At 69.6% G+C, this 16765-nt stretch carries 21 protein-coding genes; 14 read left to right on the top strand and 7 right to left on the bottom strand.

Annotated elements, in window-relative coordinates; translation table 11 throughout:
* Positions 1-58: 58 nt before the first annotated feature.
* From L107_RS12330 to L107_RS12305, 6 genes are all read left to right on the top strand, one after another.
* Positions 59-1105 (top strand): PstS family phosphate ABC transporter substrate-binding protein, encoded by a 1047-nt coding sequence (locus L107_RS12330; RefSeq protein WP_159819203.1) that lies wholly within the window; start codon positions 59-61, stop codon positions 1103-1105.
* 17 nt (positions 1106-1122) lie between these two features.
* Positions 1123-2082 (top strand): CHAD domain-containing protein, encoded by a 960-nt coding sequence (locus L107_RS12325; protein ID WP_159819201.1) that lies wholly within the window; start codon positions 1123-1125, stop codon positions 2080-2082.
* 77 nt (positions 2083-2159) lie between these two features.
* Entirely contained in the window at positions 2160-2792 is a 633-nt protein-coding gene (locus tag L107_RS12320) for a Crp/Fnr family transcriptional regulator (RefSeq protein WP_106222811.1), read from the top strand.
* A gap of 44 nt (positions 2793-2836) precedes the next feature.
* A complete protein-coding gene (locus L107_RS12315) occupies positions 2837-3529 on the top strand; it encodes a response regulator transcription factor (RefSeq protein WP_159819199.1) in 693 nt (230 codons plus the stop codon).
* Positions 3530-4630 (top strand): HAMP domain-containing sensor histidine kinase, encoded by a 1101-nt coding sequence (locus L107_RS12310; RefSeq protein ID WP_159819197.1) that lies wholly within the window; start codon positions 3530-3532, stop codon positions 4628-4630.
* A gap of 1 nt (position 4631) precedes the next feature.
* Positions 4632-5837 carry an aminotransferase class I/II-fold pyridoxal phosphate-dependent enzyme gene (locus L107_RS12305; RefSeq protein WP_236550668.1) on the top strand — a complete coding sequence of 402 codons (1206 nt, stop codon included), beginning with the start codon at positions 4632-4634 and terminating at the stop codon, positions 5835-5837.
* Between the two features lie 6 nt (positions 5838-5843).
* Here L107_RS12305 and L107_RS12300 read toward each other — a convergent pair whose 3' ends face one another.
* From L107_RS12300 to L107_RS12285, 4 genes are read right to left on the bottom strand one after another with little or no spacing between them, the layout of a single operon-like run.
* Entirely contained in the window at positions 5844-6587 is a 744-nt protein-coding gene (locus tag L107_RS12300; RefSeq protein WP_159819195.1) for a hypothetical protein, read from the bottom strand.
* Positions 6584-6949, bottom strand: coding sequence for a biopolymer transporter ExbD (locus L107_RS12295; protein WP_159819193.1), 366 nt, complete (start codon positions 6947-6949; stop codon positions 6584-6586). The genes L107_RS12300 and L107_RS12295 overlap by 4 nt, the downstream gene beginning before the upstream one ends.
* Positions 6946-7299 carry a hypothetical protein gene (locus tag L107_RS12290; protein ID WP_159819191.1) on the bottom strand — a complete coding sequence of 118 codons (354 nt, stop codon included), beginning with the start codon at positions 7297-7299 and terminating at the stop codon, positions 6946-6948. The genes L107_RS12295 and L107_RS12290 overlap by 4 nt, the downstream gene beginning before the upstream one ends.
* Entirely contained in the window at positions 7296-7793 is a 498-nt protein-coding gene (locus tag L107_RS12285; protein WP_159819189.1) for a MotA/TolQ/ExbB proton channel family protein, read from the bottom strand. Before L107_RS12285 ends, L107_RS12290 begins: the two co-directional genes overlap by 4 nt.
* 135 nt (positions 7794-7928) lie before the next feature.
* Between L107_RS12285 and cysK (L107_RS12280) the strand changes: the two genes are divergently transcribed.
* The 3 genes from cysK (L107_RS12280) (at position 7929) to L107_RS12270 (ending at position 9759) form a co-directional block, all read left to right on the top strand.
* The gene (gene cysK, locus L107_RS12280; protein ID WP_106222818.1) at positions 7929-8909 is read left to right on the top strand and encodes a cysteine synthase A; all 981 of its coding nucleotides are present in this window, start codon (positions 7929-7931) and stop codon (positions 8907-8909) included.
* A 37-nt stretch (positions 8910-8946) separates the two neighbouring features.
* Entirely contained in the window at positions 8947-9381 is a 435-nt protein-coding gene (locus L107_RS12275; protein WP_159819187.1) for a hypothetical protein, read from the top strand.
* Between the two features lie 96 nt (positions 9382-9477).
* Positions 9478-9759 carry a 2Fe-2S iron-sulfur cluster-binding protein gene (locus L107_RS12270; RefSeq protein ID WP_159819185.1) on the top strand — a complete coding sequence of 94 codons (282 nt, stop codon included), beginning with the start codon at positions 9478-9480 and terminating at the stop codon, positions 9757-9759.
* 15 nt (positions 9760-9774) lie between these two features.
* Here the strand turns inward: L107_RS12270 and gorA are convergent, their stop codons facing one another.
* From gorA to L107_RS12255, 3 genes are read right to left on the bottom strand one after another with little or no spacing between them, the layout of a single operon-like run.
* On the bottom strand, positions 9775-11133 hold the full coding sequence (gene gorA, locus L107_RS12265; RefSeq protein ID WP_159819183.1) for a glutathione-disulfide reductase: 1359 nt from the start codon (positions 11131-11133) through the stop codon (positions 9775-9777).
* A complete protein-coding gene (locus L107_RS12260) occupies positions 11130-11810 on the bottom strand; it encodes a pentapeptide repeat-containing protein (RefSeq protein ID WP_159819181.1) in 681 nt (226 codons plus the stop codon). Before L107_RS12260 ends, gorA begins: the two co-directional genes overlap by 4 nt.
* A complete protein-coding gene (locus tag L107_RS12255; RefSeq protein WP_015108675.1) occupies positions 11788-12093 on the bottom strand; it encodes a metalloregulator ArsR/SmtB family transcription factor in 306 nt (101 codons plus the stop codon). The genes L107_RS12260 and L107_RS12255 overlap by 23 nt, the downstream gene beginning before the upstream one ends.
* Positions 12094-12238: 145 nt before the next feature.
* On the opposite strand from L107_RS12255, the gene acsF reads away from it, so the two are divergent.
* The 5 genes from acsF to epsC all read left to right on the top strand — a co-directional run bounded on the left by acsF (position 12239) and on the right by epsC (position 16652).
* Entirely contained in the window at positions 12239-13291 is a 1053-nt protein-coding gene (gene acsF / locus L107_RS12250) for a magnesium-protoporphyrin IX monomethyl ester (oxidative) cyclase (protein ID WP_159819179.1), read from the top strand.
* A gap of 76 nt (positions 13292-13367) precedes the next feature.
* A complete protein-coding gene (locus tag L107_RS12245) occupies positions 13368-14057 on the top strand; it encodes a long-chain fatty aldehyde decarbonylase (protein ID WP_236550667.1) in 690 nt (229 codons plus the stop codon).
* Between the two features lie 108 nt (positions 14058-14165).
* Complete coding sequence (cysK, locus tag L107_RS12240) at positions 14166-15179, top strand: cysteine synthase A (protein ID WP_159819177.1); 1014 nt, start codon at positions 14166-14168, stop codon at positions 15177-15179.
* Between the two features lie 89 nt (positions 15180-15268).
* Positions 15269-15646 carry a rhodanese-like domain-containing protein gene (locus L107_RS12235; RefSeq protein ID WP_159819175.1) on the top strand — a complete coding sequence of 126 codons (378 nt, stop codon included), beginning with the start codon at positions 15269-15271 and terminating at the stop codon, positions 15644-15646.
* A gap of 151 nt (positions 15647-15797) precedes the next feature.
* Positions 15798-16652: a serine O-acetyltransferase EpsC gene (gene epsC / locus L107_RS12230; protein WP_236550666.1), complete on the top strand. Its 855-nt coding sequence runs from the start codon at positions 15798-15800 to the stop codon at positions 16650-16652.
* Positions 16653-16765 lie beyond the last annotated feature (113 nt).

The raw sequence follows: 16765 nt of genomic DNA, 5'->3' as shown, positions 1-16765 counted from the left end.
CCAGCGCCTTCCCTTCGCTGGTCACGACATGGTCCCGAAGCTGTCCGCGACAGGTCCGATGCTGCGTACCGGAGCCCGGGCCGGGGTGGTTGTCCTGCTGGGGGTCTGGCTCGGGACGTCCCTGACGGCAATGCGGGCCGACGCCCAGACCGCCCCGGCGCCGGTGGTGCGGATCGAGGGGTCGAGCACCGTCTTCCCGATCATGGAGGCGGCGGCCAAGGCCTTCCAGGCGCGACCGGGTGGGCCGCCGGTCTCCATCGCCCTGAAGGAGACGGGCAGTTCCGGCGGCCTGCGCAGCTTCTGCCGGGGTGAGATCCCGATCAGCAACTCCTCCCGCCCGATCAATTCCAAGGAGCTGAAGGACTGCGCCGCCAGGGGGGTCCGCTTCATCGAACTGCCGCTCGCCTTCGATGCCATCTCGGTGGTGGTCAACCCCCGCAACACTTGGGCCAGCCGCATCAGCACGGCCCAGCTCTCCAGCCTCTGGAACCGCAAGGCCCAGGGCCGCATCCAGCGCTGGAAGCAGGTCAATCCCGCCTGGCCGGATCGGCCGATCAGTCTCTGCGGGCCCGGCAAGGACTCGGGAACTTTCGATTACTTCAACAAAGCCATCAACGGCGATTCGGGTAACTCCCGCAGCGACTACACCGCCAGCGAGGACGACAACGTGCTGGTGCGCTGTGTGGAGAAAAATCCCCAGGCCCTCGGTTATTTCGGTTTCTCCTACTACCGAAGCCAGGGCGGCAGACTCAAGGCGCTGGAAATCGCCGGGCCAAAGGGGGCTTGGCTGCCGTCCGTCAACAACGTGCAGCGGGAGCGTTACCAGCCCCTCTCCCGTCCGCTGTTCGTCTATGTGAACGACAAGGACCTGCGCGAGAGGCCCGAAGTGCGTCGCTTCATCACGTTCACCGTGCAGCGGGGTCTGCGGTTCACGGAGCAGGCGGGCGCCATTCCCCTGCCGAAGGATACCTACCGTATCGTTGAATCCAAGCTCTATCGGCATCTGCTCGGCACCTCCTTCGGCGGCGATCTGCCCATCGGACTCACCATCAGCCAGGCGATCCGCCGCAGCTTCGCGGAGATCCGCACGACATCACCCCGTTGAGGCCCCCGGCCCCATCCATGGCCAGCCCGAATGACGAGCCCTTCACCAGCAACGGAGCCTTCGCCGTTGAGCTGATCGGGCGCCACACCCAGAAGCTGGTGTCACTCCAGGGGCCCGTTCTGGCTGACCGGGACCCCGAACCCCTGCATCAGATGCGGGTCTCCCTGCGTCGTCTGCGCACCTGTCTGCAGCAGTTCGCCCCGGCGCTGCGGCTGCCCCGGGCCGTCGGCGATCCGCGGCTGGCCAAGATGGTGCGCCGCCTCGGCATGGCGCGGGATCTGGATGTGCTGCGCCAGCGGCTGGAGCACGAGCTCATCGGCGAACTGCCCGATGGGGAGCGCAAGGCCCTGCGGCCGGTGCTGAAGCAGCTGCGGCGCGAGCGGGCCCTGGCCTACGAGCAGCTGGTCACGGCCCTGCACAGCGGCGGCTACCTGAAGCTGCTCTCCCAGCTGCAGGGGTGGCTCCGGGAGCCCGATCTCACCCCCCTGGGGGCCCTTCCCCTGCGCACCTGGAGCCAGGAGTGGCAGGCTCCGATGGTGGCGGGCCTGTTTCAGCACCCCGGCTGGTTCATCGCCGACCGGCAGGGTGACCTGGAACTCGTCCACGACCTGCGCAAGCGACTCAAGACGGCGCGCTACGGGCTGGAGAATCTCGGGGCCGTCACCGGCTCCCGTTGCCGGCAGTGGATCGCCGAGCTTCGGGACCTGCAGGAGCTGCTCGGTGAACTCAACGATCTCCACGTCCTGGAGAAGGCGATCGATGACCAGCTGCCATCGGGGCTGGCACGCAGCGTGCCCGTGCTGGAGGCCCTGCTGCGGGGCCGGGCCCAGGCCTGCTGGGGGCAGTGGCGGCAGCGGGCCGATGGGCTGGTCCAGCCGGAGCGGCGCCGCAGCCTGTCGATGGCGCTGCTCGAACGGCGCTGCCCGGGCCAGCCCCAGCCCGGCCTGCTGACCGTGCCCGCCTTACCGAGCTCTTAACCAAAGCACTACCAGGCCTTTGCCCGTCCCTCGGGTGTCGCTGCATACAGTTCGATGCATCCGATGCGCTTTCCCCGATGGTATTCACGCCCTCCCGTGAATCCGGCAGCAAGGATGGATTCCGCGAACTTCTTGAAGCGAACTACCAGAAACGCAGTCTGGTTCATGTCAGCGCCGGGAGCCATGTCCCCCTGCTGAAGAACAACGTCTGGCTCGTGGTTCGCGGCATGGTGAAGCTCAGTGCCATCACCATTCACGGTGACGAGATGCTGCTCGGTCTGGCCGGCCCCAACGAGCCCTTCGGCGATCCGCTCAATGGTGTCGAGGCCTACGCCGCCACCACCCTGGCCGACACCGACCTGCTCTGCCTCAGCTGCAGCGAGATCCGCCAGGACGGCACCCTGGCCGTGGCGATGCTGGAGGCCCTCGGCCAGCGGATCCAGCAGAGCCAGGCCCTGCTGGCCCTGATGGGTCTGAAGCGCGTCGATGAACGGGTGCGCGGCTTCCTCGAGCTCCTGGCCAGCGAGTACGGCCAGCCCTGCGAGTCGGGTCTCCGCCTCAACCTGCGCCTCACCCATCAGGAGGTGGCCAGTGCCCTGGCCACGACGCGGGTCACCGTCACCCGTGTGATCGGCGCCCTCCGCGACGAAGGCTGGCTGCAGCTCGACAGCCAGCGGCGCCTGGTGGTCAGCTATCTGCCACGGCGTTGAGACAGTTCTGGGATCTCCCCGCCGCCGACACCGATAATGCCGGCATGCACCCCCCCCTCCTGGTCGTCGAGGACGACGACACGATCCGCGAGACCATCCGCGACGTGCTGGTGCTGGAGGGTTTTTCCGTCACCGCCTGCGGCAACGGCAAGGAGGCCCTGCGCACCCTGCAGGAGTGCCCTCCCGGAGAGGAATTCTCCCTGGTGGTGCTCGACCTGATGCTGCCCGGCCTGGGGGGCCTCGATCTCTGCCGCCAGCTGCGCTCCGCCGGCAACCAGACCCCGATCCTGGTGGTCAGTGCCCGGGACAGCGAAACCGACCGGGTGCTGGGCCTGGAGGTGGGGGCCGACGACTATCTGATCAAGCCCTTCGGCCTACGGGAACTGGTGGCCCGCTGCCGGGCCCTGATGCGGCGCAGCCGCTCGCTGGAGGTGGCCGCCAAGGTGCTCCAGCACGCCAACCTCAGCCTCTACCCCGAGGAGTGCCGCGTCACCCGCGATGGGCTGGAGGTCAACCTCTCGCCGAAGGAGTACCGGCTGCTGGAGCTGTTCATGCAGCATCCCCGCCGCGTCTGGAGCCGCGACAAGCTGCTGGAGCGGGTCTGGGGCTACGACTACTTCGGCGACAGCAAGACCGTCGACGTCCACATCCGCTGGCTGCGGGAGAAGCTGGAGGCCAACCCCTCGGCTCCGGAACACCTGATCACCGTCCGGGGCTTCGGCTACCGCTTCGGCTGAATGGGAGCCGTGCTGGCGGGGCTGCTGGGGCTCGCTTTGGGCTGGCTGCTGGCACGCCGCAGCGACAGGCCCGGCCGCACCGTTGCCGGGCTGTCCCTCCGGCAGCTGATGCGCTGGATCGACGCCGCTCCCGATGGCTGGGTGATCCTCGACAGCACCGACCACATCCAGCTGATCAACCAGCGGGCCGAACGGCTCCTGGAGGCCCCCGGAGCGGGGCTGCGGCGCCAGGAACCCCTGGAGCGGGTGTGCCGCTCCAGGGAACTGGAGGAGGTGGTCCGCAACACCCGGCGACGGGAGCGGCCCCAGCGGCTCGACTGGGAGCTCGGCGACCAGCAGCTGGCGGTCTTTGCCCTCCCCGGTGAGGGCGGCTGGGTGGCGCTGCTGCTCCAGAGTCGTCGTTCGCTCGAAGCCCAGCTGGAGCAGCAGGAGCGTTGGGTCAGCGATGTGGCCCACGAGCTCAAGACGCCCCTCACGGCCCTGCTTCTGGTGGGCGACAGCCTCGCCGCCCACGTCAACGACGCCAATGCGGTGCTGGTGGAACGGCTGCAGCGGGAGCTGCTGCGGCTGCAGCGGCTCGTGGGCGACCTGATGGAACTCTCCCGGCTGGAGAACACCCTGCCCGAGGGGGTGCGCCGCCGCGGCCGGGTCGAGCTGCCCCAGCTGGTGCAGCAGGTCTGGCTGGGCCTGCGGCCCCTGGCCGAACGGCGCTCCGTTCGCCTCGCGCTCAGCGCCGAGGGGGACCTGGCGGTGCTGGGGGATGGCTCGCGGCTGCATCGGGCCGTGCTCAACCTGCTGGACAATGCCCTGCGCTACAGCCCGGAGGAGGGCACCGTGTGGGTGGAGATCGAAGCGACGGCGGGCTGGTGCCTGCTGACCGTGCGCGACGAGGGTCCCGGGCTCAGCGAGGACGACCTGGAGCACATGTTCGAGCGCTTCTACCGCGGTGATCCCTCCCGGGTGCGCAGCGACCGGGGGGGCAGCGGACTGGGCCTGGCGATCGTCCAGCAGATCGCCGTCACCCATGGCGGCCGCATCCAGGCCTCCAACCATCCCCGGGGCGGGGCGGTGATGGAGCTGTTCCTGCCTGTGATGGCCTGAGATGGGGTGGCCAGCTCCCGGGGCCGCGGGGCGGATGGCGGCGGTGGCCGATCCGGTGATCGCCCAGGTGGGGGCCCTGATGCGCCAGCGCCCCGATGTCCTCTCCCTGGCCCAGGGCATGGTCAGCTGGGCGCCCCCGGCGGCGGCGCGCCAGGCCGTCGCCCTGGCGCTGGCGGAGGCCGACCCTCGCTTCGACCGCTACGGCGCGATGCAGGGCGAGGAGGACCTGCTGGCGGCGGTCCGGCGGGAGCTCACCGAAGTGCGGGGGCTGGATCTGGAGGGCAGCGACCTGCTGGTGACCGCCGGCAGCAACATGGCCTTCCACGCCATCGCCCAGGTGCTCTGCGACCCGGGCGACGAGGTGGTGCTGCCGCTGCCCTTCTATTTCAATCACGCCATGGCGATCCGCCTGGCCGGCGGCGTGCCCGTGCCGGTGGCGGCGGGGCTGGTGCCCGATCCCGGGCGGCTGGCCGCGGCGATCACCCCCCGCACCCGGGCCATCGTGACGATCTCCCCCAACAACCCCAGCGGTCTGGTGACGCCGCCGGAGGTGCTGGCGGCCATCAACCGCCTCTGCCACCGCCACGGGCTGCTGCATGTGAGCGACGAGGCCTATGCCGATTTCCTCCATGGGACGGTGCCCCATGGAAGCCCCGGTCGGCTGCCGGGAAGCGGGGCCCACACGGTGTCGCTGTTCTCCCTGTCGAAGGCCTACGGCATGGCCGGCTGGCGGGTGGGCTATGCGGCGGTGCCGCGCCAGCTGATGGGGGCGCTGGCCAAGGTCCAGGACACGGTGCTGATCTGTCCGCCCCTGGTGAGCCAGCGGGCGGCCCTGGCGGCCCTGGAGGCCGGTCCGGCCTGGTGCCGGCCCCACATCGCCGCCCTCGGCGAGCGGCGCCGGCAGCTGTTCGACGCGGTGGCCGCCGCCCGCGCCGGCGGCCAGGCGGTGGAGCTGCTGGGCCCCCCCGACGGCGCCTTCTATGGGCTGCTGCGGTTCCCCTGCAGCCTGGGGGGCGCGTCGCTGCTGCGCCATCTGGTGCTGGGGCACGGTGTGGCCGCCCTGCCGGGCGAGAGCTTCGGACTGCCCCAGGTCGGCGGGCAGTCCCTGCTGCGGCTCAGCTACGGCATGCTCGACGCCACCGCCCTGGCGGAGGCCCTGGGGCGCCTGTTCAAGGCGCTGGCGGCGCTGCCGGCCACCGGCGACTGATCCGCCTCAGGGCCTGGCCCCGGCGGCACGGCTGTCTCCTCCGCTTCGGCTGTCTTCTCCGCCACGGCTGTCGCCTGCGGCCCGGCTGTCGCCCGCGGCCGCCAGCAGCCAGAACGTGCTCCCGTCCGGCCACAGCAGCAGCACCTTGCCGCCGGCGAGCACGGCGAGGGGGTCGCCGGAGGCCAGACCGGCGCTGCGGGCTCTGGCGAGCGGCAATCGCCGCAGCTCCATTCCCTCCGGAGCGGTGGCCATCCCGGCGGGGGCCTCCCGGGTGGGCGTCGCCTGCTCCCACAGCGCCGTGACGGCGCTGGCCTCGGCCGCCTCGAGCGCCCTGGCCTGCAGGGCCAGGGCGAGCATCCGGGTCGCCGCCAGCTCCGCGCCCGTCCTGGCGCCGGCGCGCTCCCGGCCGGCTCCCGGCGGCGCCGGCGTGCCGGCCGCCGCCCGTGCCCGGGCCGCGCCCCTGTCGGCCCCGCGACGCGGTTGCGCCGGCAGATCCGTCGGCGGGGGCGGCGGCAGGGCGCTGAGCGGGGGCAGGGGCAGGGCCGCCAGGGCCGGTTCCCGCGCCTGCTGGCGGCTGAACCGCAGCAGTTCAGGGGTGTCATCCGCCGCTGGGGCCGCGGCGGCGGGTGCTGGGCTGGCGGGCGGACGCAGGGCCGCCATAACGAGAAGCCCGTTCAGGGCCAGGGCCCCCAGCAGGGGCAGGCGCAGATGGCGCCAACGGGGGAAGCGGAAGCTGGCCTTGATGGTCATGGCAGCTGCAGCTCCAGGGGCAGGTCGGAGCGGCCCAGGCGCTCCATCAGCTGCTGCACCGATCCCCAGGGGACGTCCCGATCAGGGATCAGACGCAGGGTCGGCTGGCCGGGGCCATCCTGGAGCCGCTGGAGCACGGCGGCCAGCTGCCCGGGCGGGACCGGCTGGTTCCAGAGCCGCAGCCGGCCGTCGACGTCCAGGTGCAGGCTGACGATCCCCTGACTCGCCGGACGCTGGGCCAGCCGCTGGGGCACCAGCAACAGGGCCAGGGACAGCAGGGCCAGTCCGGTGGCCATGGCTCCGAGCGCCAGGGCGTCCAGGGCGGCCCCCCAGCGAGGCGTCGGGCCGGCGCCGGCGTTCATGGGCCCGCCTCCGGCAGGGCCAGCCCCACCGGCCGGGGGCTGATCGCGCGCAGGTGGGCCAGGGAGCGGGCCACCTCGCCCAGGGGCAGGCGGGCCGCCGGCAGGAAGTGGATCTCGCTGCCGGCCGGCTGGGAGCCCAGCAGGCCCGGCAGCCGGCCGCGGGAGACGGGTTCCCCGTTCACGAACCAGCGATCGCCGGGCGCCTGCACGACCCAGACGGCCCCCGTCAGGGACGGGCCCCCCGGCGGCCGCAGCCGCGGCTGGCGCTGCCGGGCCAGGTCGGCCAGCGCCGCCACCGACCCGCACAGCAGCAGGGTCAACCCCACCAGGGCGGCAAGGGCGTGGTTCATGCCGGCGGTGCCCAGGCACGGCCGAGCCGCTGCAGCCGCTGGCATTGGCTGCGCCGCAGCCACTGGTTGGCGAACAGCCCGGTGCTGGCGATCAGGCTGAGGATCAGCCCGAGGGCCGTGCTCAGCAGCACCTGGCCGAATCCGGCCAGGTTGGCCCCGGCCGGCAGCAGCAGCTGGGGGCCGAGGCTGGCGAGCACCTGCATCAGACCGAGCACGGTGCCCACCAGCCCCAGCAGTGGGGCCAGCACGACAGCCGCCTGCAGCAGGGGTTCGCCGAAGCGCATCTCCAGCTCCCAGTCCTCCAGCAGACGTCCGGCGGCCGGCCCCCCGTGGTCGGCCAGCACCCGCTCCCACTGCTGGCGGCGGGAGGCGCGGCCTCGCCACCACTGCCACCAGTACCGGCCCCGGTCGATCACCACGGTCACCACGGCGATGGAGAGCAGCAGCAGCAACAGGGCGATGGGTCCATGGATCCCGGGGACCGGTGTCTTCACCCCTGACGACGCTGCAACCGATGGGGGCGATGGTATGGGCCGACGTCGCCCGGACGACGTGCCCCAGCTGCTTGACAGTCCCCGGGGATCGGGCGCTGACTAAGGTGCCCATGGACCGGATCCAGAGGGAGCACCATGAGCCCCATCCACGCCGATAACAGCCTCAGCATCGGGCAGACCCCGCTGGTGGAGCTGCATCGCGTCACGGAGGGATGCGGCGCCCGGGTGCTCGCCAAGATCGAGGGCCGCAATCCGGCCTACTCGGTCAAATGCCGCATCGGCGCGGCGATGATCTGGCAGGCCGAGAAGGATGGTCTACTGGGCCCCGGCAAGGAACTGATCGAGCCCACCAGCGGCAACACCGGCATCGCCCTGGCCTTCGTGGCCGCGTCCCGGGGCATCCCCCTCACCCTCACCATGCCGGAGACGATGAGCCTGGAGCGGCGCAAGCTGCTCACGGCCTACGGCGCCCACCTGGTCCTCACCGAAGGGCGGCAGGGCATGGGGGGGGCCATCGCCGCCGCCCGGGAACTGGCGGAGTCCGAACCGGACCGCTGGGTGATGCTGCAGCAGTTCGTGAACCCGGCCAATCCCCGCATCCACCACGACACCACCGGCCCCGAGATCTGGACGGACACCGGCGGCGTGGTGGATGCCCTGGTCTGCGGCGTCGGCACCGGCGGCACCATCACCGGCGTCAGCCGCTACATCAAGACCACCCTCGGCCAGCCGCTGGTGTCGGTGGCGGTGGAGCCGCTCAACAGCCCCGTCATCCGCCAGACGATGGCGGGCGAGGACCTGCGGCCCGGCCCCCACAAGATCCAGGGCATCGGCGCCGGCTTCGTTCCCGCCAACCTCGACCTGAGCCTGGTCGACCGGGTCGAGGCCGTCAGCGATGAGGAGGCGGTGACTATGGCCCGCCGCCTGATGAAGGAGGAGGGGATCCTGGCGGGCATCTCCTGCGGCGCCGCCACGGTGGCCGCCCTGCGGCTCGCCAGGGAGCCGGCCTTCGAGGGCCGCACGATCGTGGTGGTGCTGCCCGACTCCGGCGAGCGCTACCTCAGTTCGGTGCTGTTCGAAGGGGTGTTCAACGAACGGGGCCTGGCGGCCGTCTGACCCCACCGACCGCTCGAGTGCTGCGAGGCCACCGCCGATGAGTTACCTGCGTCAGATCATGCAGCGGCTCCATGACCGCAGCACCGCTCCGGTCCCGGTCGATCGCTCCGGGGATCCTGCCGTGCTGGAGGAGCACCTGACCCTCTATGCCGCCCGTCTCGAGGACTGCAGCGACGCCATGCTGCATTACGAGGCCGCCTGGCTGGAGCAGCACATCGAGACCCTCGAACTCTGCGCCCGGCAGCCGACCATGCTTGCCAGCGCCGGGGGGGCCGAGCGGGTCGAGCGGCTGCTGCAGGAGAGCCTGCGCTTCCGCCAGCTGCTGGAGCGTTGCCGGGAGGCCAGGGGGCTGACGGGGGAAGGGGTGCGGGCCGCCGTGGTGGCCAGCGAACATGCCTGGGAACTGTCCGACCCGGGACTCCGCCGGGCCTGGGGCTTTCCCGCCGATCCCTCCAGCGGTCCCGGGGCCTGATCGCCGCCCGTGTCCGACCGCGCACCCTGTTCGCTGCGATACATACCGCCGCCCGAGGTTCCCCCAAGGATTGGCGGAACGTCCCCCTGCGGCACCATGGCGAGCTTCACGATCAGCCTGGAAGGAGGGAAATCCTTCACCTGTCCCGACGACACCTACATCCTCGACGCGGCCGAGGAGCAGGGCATCGATCTTCCCTACTCCTGCCGCGCCGGGGCCTGCAGCACCTGCGCCGGCAAGATCCTCTCCGGCAGCGTCGACCAGTCCGACCAGAGCTTCCTCGACGATGACCAGATCGGCGAAGGCTTCGCCCTGCTCTGCGTCAGCTACCCCCTCTCCGACTGCACCATCCAGCCGGGGGTCGAGGACGAACTCTGATCGTCCCGGTCCTGATCAGCCGGCCATGGTGACGAACTCCTCGGCCACCGAGGGGTGCAGCGCCATGGTGCGGTCGAAATCGGCCTTGGTGGCGCCCATGCCGATGGCGATCGCCGCCATCTGAATGATCTCGGCACTATGCTCGCCCACCATGTGGCAGCCCACCACCTTGTCGGTGGCGGCCTCCACGACCAGCTTCAGCAGCACCCGGGGGCCCCGGGCCGGCAGCGCCTGGGCCATGGGCCGGAACCGCGCCCGGTGCACCCGGATGCCGTCGGCACCGAAGCGCTCGATCGCCGCCTCCTCGCTCAACCCCACCCCGGCCAGTTCCGGCTGGCTGAAGACGGCGCTGGCCACCAGGTCGTGGTTCACCTGGCGGGGCTTGTTTCCGTAGACCGTGTCGGCGAAGGCGCGGCCTTCATCCACCGCCACCGGGGTGAGGTTGATGCGGTCGGTCACGTCGCCGACGGCATGGATGTGGGGCACGTTGGTGGTCTGGTCGGCATCCACCGGGATGCGGTGGCCCTCCACGGCCACCCCGGCGCACTCCAGCTGCAGGCCCTCGAGGAAGGGTCGGCGGCCCGTGGCCAGCAGCACGCCGCCGCAGGGCAGCAGCTCGCCGCTCTGGGTGACCACCTCCAGGGCGCCGGGGACGCCGGTGATGGCGGCGGGGCTGTGGGCGAAGCGGATCTCGATGCCTTCGGCCTCCATGGCCTCCTGCACGGCAGCGGAGGCCTCCCGGTCGAAGCCCCGCAGCAGGTGGTCACCCCGCACCAGCAGGGTCACGGCCACCCCCAGGCCGTGAAGGATGCAGGCGAATTCGCAGGCGATGAAGCCGGCGCCCACCACCACCACCCGGTCCGGGAAGCGCTCCTGCAGGAACATGTCGTCGCTCACCCAGCCCAGTTCGGCCCCGGGGATGCTGGGCCGGTGCGGCCGGCCGCCGGCGGCGATCAGGATCCGCTCCCCCTTGAGGCGCCGGGTGGTCTCGGCGCCCTGGACCACATCGATGTGGTGGGGATCGGCGAAGCGGCCCCAGCCCCGCACCAGCTGGACGCCGGCCTTCTCCAGCAGGCTGATGTGCAGCTGGTTGAGCCGGTCCACCTCGCGGCGCACGTTGGCGAGCAGCACCGAAGCGTCCGGCCGGAAGCCCTCCAGCTGCCAGCCGTAGCTGGCCGCATCGCCGAGCAGGTGCCGGTAGGCCGAGCCGTAGACCAGCAGCTTCTTGGGCACGCAGCCGCGGATCACACAGGTGCCCCCCACCCGGTCCCCCTCCACGATCGCCACGGAGGCCCCGTAGGAGGCCGCCCGCTTGGCGGCGGCCAGGCCACCGGAGCCCGCCCCGAGGACGATCAGATCGAAGCAGTCGGTCATGGCAGCAGGGCGTCGTGGAGCACGGTGCCTTCCAGCATGGCGTCCCGGAGATCGGTGTCCCGCAGGTCGCAGCCGCTCAGATCGGCCTCGCGCAGGTCGGCGCCTCCCATGTTGGTGCCGTAGAGGCAGGCACCGCGCAGATCACTCCCCTGCAGCAGGGCCCCCTGCATCAGGGCGAAGCTGAGGTCGGCCCCCTGGAAATCGGCTCCGCCCAGGTCGGTGCGCTGGTCGAGTCCACCGCGGAAGTCGGCCTCCACCAGCCGGGTGGCCCGCCAGCGGCTGTGGGCCCCGAGCACCCCCCGCAGGCAGCAGCGGTGCATCAGGGCGCCGCCGAAATCGGCCCCCTGCAGCCGGGCCGAGGAGAGGTCGGCGTCGTGCCAGAAGGAGCCCCATGCCTTGAGACCGGAGAGGTCGGCCCCCCAGAGCAGGGCCTGCTGGAAGCAGGCGGCCTCCACGTTCGCTCCCGCCAGCCGGGCGTGACCGAAGCGGCCTTCCTTGAAGCAGCCGCCGCTCAGGTCGCAGTCACCGAGATCCAGCGCCACGCCATCGAGATCCCCCAGCCGCAGGCCGGCGAACTGGCGCCGGCCTGCGGCCAGGGCGCGTTTGAGGGCGTCCAGGTCGGCGGGGAGATCGCCCGGCAGATCGGCGGAACGGTCAGAGGATGGCCGCAAGGGCATCGAGTTGCTGGCGGCGGGAGGCGAGCATCAGCTTCCGGGCCTGGGCCAGGAGCTGGAAGACGCCCTTGTCGATGACTTCATAGAACACCAGGCTGCCCTCGGGACGGCGGCGCACCACCCCGGCGATGGTGAGCAGCTTGAGGTGCTTGGACACGAGGGCCTGGCTGAGGCCGGTCTTCTCGACGACGGCGGTGACGTTGAGGGGCCCCTGGCGCAGGGTCTCGAGCACGGTGAGCCGGTTGGGCTCGGAGAACACCTTGAAGTAGTCGGCCAGAGATTCCATCGACCGCCGCGCAGCCCGTGTGGGGCCGAGGTTACCACGCTTGCATCTCAGACTGTTGATACAGAAACGTGAAACCACAGGTCTGCGTCACCCGGAACACGTAGTATCACGATGTCGTTATGACGCGCCATCGCGTCGCCCACCGATGACCGCCACCCTCTCCTCCCCACCGGCAGGCCCTGCCGGGGCCGCTCCGGCGGCGCCCCCCCTGCGGGAAGACCTGCTGACGCCGCGGTTCTACACGACCCAGATCGCCAAGGCGGCCCGCACGGATCTGGAGCCGCAGCGGCCGGCGTTCGAAGCGATGCTCGCCGAGATGGAGGCGGACTACAACCGGGACCATTTCGATCGCAAGGCACCGCTCGATCGGCTCCGGGACCTGAGCCCCGAGGAGAAGGAGGCCTACGAGAGCTACCTGGTGCGCTCCTGCGTGTCGGAGTTCTCCGGCTTCCTGCTGTTCAAGGAGCTCTCGCGCCGGCTGTTCCAGGAGCAGCGACCGGAGATGGGGCGGCTGTTCCAGCTGATGGCCCGGGATGAGGCCCGCCATGCCGGCTTCCTCAACCGGGCCCTGGTGGCCGAGGGCATCGAGATCGACCTGCCCAGCCTCAGCACCAAGCGGCCGATCACCTGGTTCCCCCTCAGCTGGGTGCTCTACAGCGTCTTCCTGTCGGAGAAGATCGGCTACTGGCGGTACATCCTCATCGACCGCCATCTCAAGGCCCACCCCGACAGCAACTTCGCGCCCCTGTTCGATTTCTTCGAACCCTGGTGCCAGGACGAGAACCGCCATGGCGACATCTTCAACATGCTGATCCGCTGCTGGCCCGCCCTGCGCCAGGGGCTGCGCGGCAAGTTGCTGAGTCGCTTCTTCCTGTGGTCGGTGTTTCTCACCCACAGCCTCACGGTCTGTGAGCGCGGCGAGTTCTACCGGATCCTGGGGATGGACCCGGAGGCCTTCGACGCCGAGGTGATGCGTCAGACCAACCGCACCGCCCGTCGGGCCTTCCCCTGGGTGTTCGATCTGGAGTCCGGCGGCTTCATCGCCCTGCGGGACCGCCTCGTCGCCTGCTTCCAGGAGATGGGCGCCGCCCGCCGCCAGGGGGCCGGCCCGCTGCACCAGCTGGGCCTGCGGCTGCGCTTCGGCGGGCTGCTCTGGCGGCAGTTCTGGCAGCCGATGGTGCGGGCGGAGGCGGGCTGAGCCCGGGCTGCCCGCGGCTTTCCCTGCGGCCTCTGCCAGTGGATCGTTCAGCTTCTGTTCCCTTGCTTTCTTTCCCATGCCCCAGCCCCATCTGAGCGCCGCCTACCGCGACGCCTACAGCCGCATCAACGCCCTGGTGATCGTGGGTGAAGGCCTGGCGGACAGCCACTTCCGCCTGCTGGCCGGACTCTTGCCGGAGGACAGGGATGACCTGATGCGGCTCGCCGCCATGGAGGGGCACCATGCCCGCGACTTCTCCGGCTGCGGCAGGCAGCTGGGCATCCGCCCGGATCTGCCGCTGGCGCGCCGCCTGTTCGCGCCCCTGCACCGGCTGTTCCGTGAGGCCGTGCGCAGCGGCGACCGCGTCAGCGCCCTGGTGATCCAGTGCCTGATCGTGGAGAGCTTCGCCGTCGCCGCCTACCGCTGCTACCAGCCGGTGGCCGACCCCTTCGCCGCGCCGATCATCCAGTCGGTGCTCACCGATGAGGCCGAACACCTGGAGTACGGCGGACGCTGGCTGGCCGCCTGGTTCCCGGAAGTGGCCGCACCGATCGCGGCCTGCTCTGAGCGGGCCCTGCCGATCGTCCTGGCCCTGCTCCAGAGCGTCCGCGACGACCTCAAAGCCATCGGCATCGATCCCGTCGACATGGTGGGCGAATTCGTGGGCTGCTTCCAGGCGGCGATCGAGACAGTGGGCTTCCCGCCGTCCCAGGCCCGCGCCCTGGTGGCGCAACTGGCGGGCCGGGCGGCGCAGGCGGCGGCCTAGGCGACGCCTGCCACGTTCCCCGTGGGCGACCGATCCTGTCGGGGGTGTAATCGCCACCACGACGTGCATGGGGGTTCAAGGCTAGGTCTGGCTTTTGGTCGCCCCGTCATGACCTCCACTGGTTTCGTCGCCACGCCGGCGGCGTCCCTTCCCGCCTTTGACGACAACAGCCTCACGATCGGCCACACGCCGCTGGTGCGTCTCAATCGCGTCGTCGGTGAAGCCAAGGGAATCGTCTACGCGAAGATCGAAGGACGCAATCCCGCCTATTCAGTGAAGTGCCGGATCGGAGCGGCGATGGTGTGGCAGGCGGAAAAGGATGGGCTCCTCGGTCCCGGAAAGGAGATCGTCGAACCCACCAGCGGCAACACAGGCATCGCCCTCGCTTTCGTGGCAGCGGCGCGGGGGATTCCGCTCACCCTCACCATGCCGGAAACCATGAGCCTGGAGCGGCGCAAGCTCCTCATCGCCTACGGAGCCAAGCTGGTGCTCACCGAGGGTGCCCGGGGCATGGCGGGTGCGATCGCCCGGGCCCAGGAGATCGCTGCTTCCGATCCCCATCGTTATGTGCTGCTGCAGCAGTTCGCCAATGCAGCCAACCCACGCATTCACCACGACACCACGGGACCGGAGATCTGGGCCTCCACCGGTGGTCGCGTGGCGGCACTGGTGGCGGGGGTTGGCACCGGCGGCACGATCACCGGCGTCAGCCAGTACATCAAGCGAACGCTCGGCGAGCCCCTGGTGTCGGTGGCCGTGGAGCCGGTGGAGAGCCCGGTGATCAGTCAGGCCCTGGCTGGTGAGCCGCTTCAACCTGGGCCCCACAAGATTCAGGGGATCGGGGCCGGATTCGTTCCCGCCAATCTGCATCTCGATCTGGTCGACCGGGTCGAACAGGTCAGCAGTGCGGAAGCGGTGGCCTTTGCACGGCGCCTCACCCGCGAGGAGGGGATCCTTTCCGGCATCTCCAGCGGTGCTGCCGCGGCAGCGGCGGTGCGACTGGCCCATGAGGAGGCCTTTGCCGGCCGGACGATCGTCGTGGTGCTGCCGGATTCCGGCGAGCGCTATCTCAGTTCAGCGCTCTTCGAAGGTCTCTTCAATGAGCACGGCCTGGCGCTTTGATTGAAGTCGCAGGTACCCCTCGATGTGGCTGAAACTACGTTGTCAGGCACACCAATCGAGGGATGATCCTGAGACGACGGAGCGGCCCCATGTCTCTTCTGCACGGCTCGAATTTCCTTCAGAGAGCAGAGGCGGCGCGGTCGCAGATCCGGGAGGTCGATGCCAATGTTCTGAAGAGCCTGATGGCTGATGGGGCCACAGTGATTGATGTCCGTGAGCCAGAGGAGTTTGAGGCTGGACATATTCCAGGTGCCATCAATGTGAGAGCTTCAATCCTTTCCCAGCAGGTCCCGAAGATCCTCAAGGATCGTTCCCATCCCGTGGTGGTGGTCTGTGCCGGTGGCAATCGAAGCGCCCTCGCAGTCCTTGAACTTCAAGGCCTCGCCTACACAACCGTGGCTTCGTTGCAGACGGGACTGCGCGACTGGCCGGATCCATTGGTACGTCCGGTCTCGGCGGGATGCTGACGTGATCACCTCTGTGCCACGCCGACACTCCGAATCTCTCCTCGATGGGCCTGAAGGTATGGGGGATCATGGCTTGAACCTTGCCGGAATTGTCGATTCTCTCCGGGAACTTCGGGTCCAGTCTCCACTCCTCTGGCAACATCCGAACACCATGGTTCCCCTGCCTTCAACCCAGGCGCTGAAACGGGTGCTGGTGGGCCTGAGAGCCTCCCTTTATCCCCACCGCCTGGGGTTGCCGGAACCCGATCTGATGGGTGTCCCAAGCTCGTCGTCGGCCACCGACTTTTTCGTTGGCCATACGCTCGACACCTGCCTTCGGGAGCTCCGTCATCAGGTCCGCATTGAGATCGAGGCCCGTCGATCCTTGCCCCATGACGGCAGGCAGGATCCGACCATTGATCAGCAGGCTACGGAGATTGTTGTCGCTTTTGCCCATCAGCTTCCGCGCATCCGTTCCCAGCTCGACTCCGACCTCCATGCGGCGTTCCGAGGCGACCCTGCCGCCAGCAGTATCGAGGAGGTGCTTGTCTGCTACCCAGGGATGAAGGCGATCACCGACCATCGCTTTGCCCATGCCCTTCACAGCCTCGGCGCGCCAGTGGTGGCGCGCATCATTGCTGAGCTGTCCCATTCCGCCACGGGTGTGGATATTCATCCCGGTGCGGTCATCGGCGACAGCTTCTTCATCGATCATGGTTCAGGTGTTGTGATCGGTGGCACGTCCATCATTGGCAAGAATGTGCGCCTCTATCAGGCTGTCACCTTGGGGGCCAAGCATTTCCCGGTCGATGAACATGGACATCTTGTCAAGGGCGAGTCACGCCATCCGATTGTTGAAGACGATGTCGTGATCTATTCCGGGGCAACGATCCTCGGCCGGGTAACCATCGGAAAAGGATCAACGATTGGTGGGAATGTCTGGTTGACAAGCAGCGTCCCACCAGGCACCACCATCACCCAGGCCAAAGTTCTTTCTGAGACCTTTGGAGAGGGGGGAGGGATCTAAGTGATCCCATGAGTGGCTGTCCTGATCAGACGTGCTGACTTGCTCTCCAATCTCTGAGTGCCCGTCCATCACTGACGATCTGATCGAGGGCAAGATGAATGGCTCTGTGACTT

Source organism: Cyanobium sp. Copco_Reservoir_LC18 (assembly GCF_009834675.1).
Lineage (GTDB): Bacteria > Cyanobacteriota > Cyanobacteriia > PCC-6307 > Cyanobiaceae > Cyanobium > Cyanobium minutissimum.
This window is presented reverse-complemented; position numbering and strand designations above follow the sequence as displayed.

Coding starts and splice junctions, on each gene's coding strand:
- L107_RS12330 (WP_159819203.1), top strand. CDS start 59: ATGCTGCGTACCGGAGCCCGGGCCGGGGTGGTTGTCCTGCTGGGGGTC.
- L107_RS12325 (WP_159819201.1), top strand. CDS start 1,123: ATGGCCAGCCCGAATGACGAGCCCTTCACCAGCAACGGAGCCTTCGCC.
- L107_RS12320 (WP_106222811.1), top strand. CDS start 2,160: ATGGTATTCACGCCCTCCCGTGAATCCGGCAGCAAGGATGGATTCCGC.
- L107_RS12315 (WP_159819199.1), top strand. CDS start 2,837: ATGCACCCCCCCCTCCTGGTCGTCGAGGACGACGACACGATCCGCGAG.
- L107_RS12310 (WP_159819197.1), top strand. CDS start 3,530: ATGGGAGCCGTGCTGGCGGGGCTGCTGGGGCTCGCTTTGGGCTGGCTG.
- L107_RS12305 (WP_236550668.1), top strand. CDS start 4,632: ATGGGGTGGCCAGCTCCCGGGGCCGCGGGGCGGATGGCGGCGGTGGCC.
- L107_RS12300 (WP_159819195.1), bottom strand. CDS start 6,587: ATGACCATCAAGGCCAGCTTCCGCTTCCCCCGTTGGCGCCATCTGCGC.
- L107_RS12295 (WP_159819193.1), bottom strand. CDS start 6,949: ATGAACGCCGGCGCCGGCCCGACGCCTCGCTGGGGGGCCGCCCTGGAC.
- L107_RS12290 (WP_159819191.1), bottom strand. CDS start 7,299: ATGAACCACGCCCTTGCCGCCCTGGTGGGGTTGACCCTGCTGCTGTGC.
- cysK (WP_106222818.1), top strand. CDS start 7,929: ATGAGCCCCATCCACGCCGATAACAGCCTCAGCATCGGGCAGACCCCG.
- L107_RS12275 (WP_159819187.1), top strand. CDS start 8,947: ATGAGTTACCTGCGTCAGATCATGCAGCGGCTCCATGACCGCAGCACC.
- L107_RS12270 (WP_159819185.1), top strand. CDS start 9,478: ATGGCGAGCTTCACGATCAGCCTGGAAGGAGGGAAATCCTTCACCTGT.
- gorA (WP_159819183.1), bottom strand. CDS start 11,133: ATGACCGACTGCTTCGATCTGATCGTCCTCGGGGCGGGCTCCGGTGGC.
- L107_RS12260 (WP_159819181.1), bottom strand. CDS start 11,810: ATGCCCTTGCGGCCATCCTCTGACCGTTCCGCCGATCTGCCGGGCGAT.
- L107_RS12255 (WP_015108675.1), bottom strand. CDS start 12,093: ATGGAATCTCTGGCCGACTACTTCAAGGTGTTCTCCGAGCCCAACCGG.
- acsF (WP_159819179.1), top strand. CDS start 12,239: ATGACCGCCACCCTCTCCTCCCCACCGGCAGGCCCTGCCGGGGCCGCT.
- L107_RS12245 (WP_236550667.1), top strand. CDS start 13,368: ATGCCCCAGCCCCATCTGAGCGCCGCCTACCGCGACGCCTACAGCCGC.
- cysK (WP_159819177.1), top strand. CDS start 14,166: ATGACCTCCACTGGTTTCGTCGCCACGCCGGCGGCGTCCCTTCCCGCC.
- L107_RS12235 (WP_159819175.1), top strand. CDS start 15,269: ATGTCTCTTCTGCACGGCTCGAATTTCCTTCAGAGAGCAGAGGCGGCG.
- epsC (WP_236550666.1), top strand. CDS start 15,798: ATGGTTCCCCTGCCTTCAACCCAGGCGCTGAAACGGGTGCTGGTGGGC.